This window comes from Liquorilactobacillus uvarum DSM 19971 (assembly GCF_001434935.1).
Taxonomy (GTDB): Bacteria; Bacillota; Bacilli; order Lactobacillales; family Lactobacillaceae; genus Liquorilactobacillus; species Liquorilactobacillus uvarum.
Map to the genome: position 1 here is coordinate 1 of NZ_AZEG01000078.1, position 2,638 is coordinate 2,638.

The 2,638-nt window shown below is 34.6% G+C and carries 2 protein-coding genes; both read left to right on the plus strand.

Translation table 11 applies throughout. The features are described 5' to 3' along the window. The first annotated feature begins 92 nt into the window (after window positions 1-92). Window positions 93-935 carry a dTDP-4-dehydrorhamnose reductase gene (gene rfbD, locus FD20_RS12355; RefSeq protein ID WP_057738893.1) on the plus strand — a complete coding sequence of 281 codons (843 nt, stop codon included), beginning with the start codon at window positions 93-95 and terminating at the stop codon, window positions 933-935. An 890-nt stretch (window positions 936-1,825) separates the two neighbouring features. Then, window positions 1,826-2,623 (plus strand): KxYKxGKxW signal peptide domain-containing protein, encoded by a 798-nt coding sequence (locus tag FD20_RS12360; RefSeq protein ID WP_057738895.1) that lies wholly within the window; start codon window positions 1,826-1,828, stop codon window positions 2,621-2,623. Window positions 2,624-2,638 lie beyond the last annotated feature (15 nt).

A 2,638-nucleotide genomic window follows, 5' to 3' on the forward strand; every position in this document is an offset into this window, starting at 1 on the left:
ACTGGTATTTGCATAATGAGAACTGGTGGCGCCCGTTGAAGAAACGTGCGGCTTTGAACTAATAATAGTTTATTCTTAGGAGGAAACTAAACGTGAAAATTTTAATTACTGGCGGTAACGGTCAATTAGGACAAGAATTGCAGCATTTATTGACTGAACGCAATATTGCGTATTCGGCTGCTGATGTACAAGAATTGGATATTACCAATCAAGAACAAGTCGAGGAATATTTTTCTAAGAATAATCCTGATGTTGTCTATCATTGTGCAGCCTATACGGCGGTTGATAAAGCAGAAGGTGAAGGCAAGGAACTGGATCAAAAAGTTAATGCTGTCGGTACTGAAATTATTGCAAAAGCTTGCGCAAAGCATGATGCTCTTTTAGTTTATATCAGCACAGATTATGTTTTTGATGGTACACGAACTAGTGGTGAGTACTTACCTGATGATCCTAAGGGACCACGTAATGAGTATGGACGTACCAAACTCTTAGGTGAACAGGCGGTTCAAAAATATTGCACTAAATATTATTTAGTACGAACTGCTTGGGTTTATGGTCAATGGGGTCATAATTTTGTGTACACAATGCTTAATTTAGCTAAAACACATGATAAACTAACGGTTGTTTCTGACCAAGTTGGTCGTCCAACGTGGACAAGAACACTGGCAGAATTTATTACATACCTAGTTGATAATCAAGTTGCTTACGGTGTTTACCAATGCAGCAATGATGGTAAATGTTCTTGGTATGACTTTGCCAAAGAAATATTAAAAGATAAGAATGTTGAAGTGCTTCCTGTATCCTCTGATCAGTATCCGACCGCAGCGTTTAGACCGCATTATTCAGTAATGCATTTAGCTAAAGAAACCGGTTTTGAGTTTCCTCAATGGCAGGATGCGCTGCATCAGTTTATGCAACAGATTGATAAAAAATAATAGTTCTTCCTCAACTGTTGTTGGGGAGTCCAAATAATAGAGTTCTAATTCACTTGTGATTAGGGCTCTTTTTGTACGAATCTTAAAAACATACAACATCCGAGTTTTAACCCTAAAGAAGTGTCTTTATCAACAGTGCAAGGGAGGCAATAAAGTGTAAGAAAAAAGCAGTATAAAATCGCTTAATTTATTACACTTTTTTACATCCATTTCATATAGTTGAAAGAGTGAGTTTAGAAATACGTAATAATATTCTCGAAAGGATGAATAGATTCGTAGTTAACTATAAAACAAACATTTCAACACATCATCGTTTTAATCATCATTTTCTTTCATTATATGCATGATGCTGATCTGCTTTTTCAGCTAATAAATGGTTGTTGCGAGCGTAAATTACTAATATGCTTTTATCAAGTTGTCGTGAAATCCCCGATAATACAGCTGTCGCTGAAGCAATATTAGATCGATTACCTTTTTATTCCCATCTTTTAAAAACAAGGTTAAATCATATAAACTATCAAAAATGACAAACTAAATCGCTATTTCCATACAATTTTATTCCACCTTTCTATAACATCTTTAAGCCGCTCTTGACAGATGAGTTGTAAGAATTAAGACTATACGTTTTTTTCCAAAATACCGAAGAAAAAATTTGATATGTCATCAGTCAACTATAATGAATTAAAATGACAGATTGATTTATACTGTATTTTTACTAAAAAAACATTTTATGAACCTTAATATTGAAATGCTTTTTTGCTTTATTAATAAATAATATATTACCCTATTTTTTAAATAATGTTCCCGATTTTGGGAAAAACGATCGCTGTTAGTCCCTTTTGTGGCACGATATGTTTGTGCAACGGTTTATTAGAAAGGGGACTTCAGAAATGCCTGGATCAAATGGTAATCAAAAAAGAAACATGTACAGGCTTTTACGTGAAAATGAAAAAGTACATTATAAGATGTACAAAGACGGTAAACAATGGATATTTGCTGGCATGGCTCTTTTAGGGGGAGTTTTGGGAGCAAATATTGGAATTAGCTCAGCGCATGCTGACACAGTCAGTTCTACGGCTAACACTAGTAAGCAATTGGATGATAAAGTATTGGCTAACAAAGATTCGGCTACTATTCCTTCTACTTCTACCAGTACATCGACTGTTTCAAGTACAAGTACTAATGATAACCAAACAAAATTGGCTGAAACATCGACAAGTATGAGTTTAGCTTTGTCAACTTCTACTTCAAATTCATTATCGGAGAGTACTAGTGGCTCAGTTTCACTCTCTACTAGTAATTCCACTGTATATTCAACTTCGGAAAGCACTAGTGAGTCTAATTCGATTTCTAATAAGAAATCTTCAGCTGATTCAAAAACTGAGCCAACAAAAGATAGTCAGGCTTCGACAGGTAGTACTGCAGGTAATACGAGCACATCTGGAGATTCACAAGCAACTAATGATAGCGTTGTTTCAAACAATAGCACTTCAAACAACAGTACTTCAAACAACAGTACTTCAAACAACAGTACTTCGAATAATAGTACTTCAAATAATAGTATTTTAAACAATAGTGCTATAAACAACAGTACTTCGAATAATAGTGCTCCTATCCTAGTATTTGGTACACAAATATTTAGACATTTGTGCCATAATAAAATGACTAGGATAGGAGTTTTTATATGAAACGATATACTGATG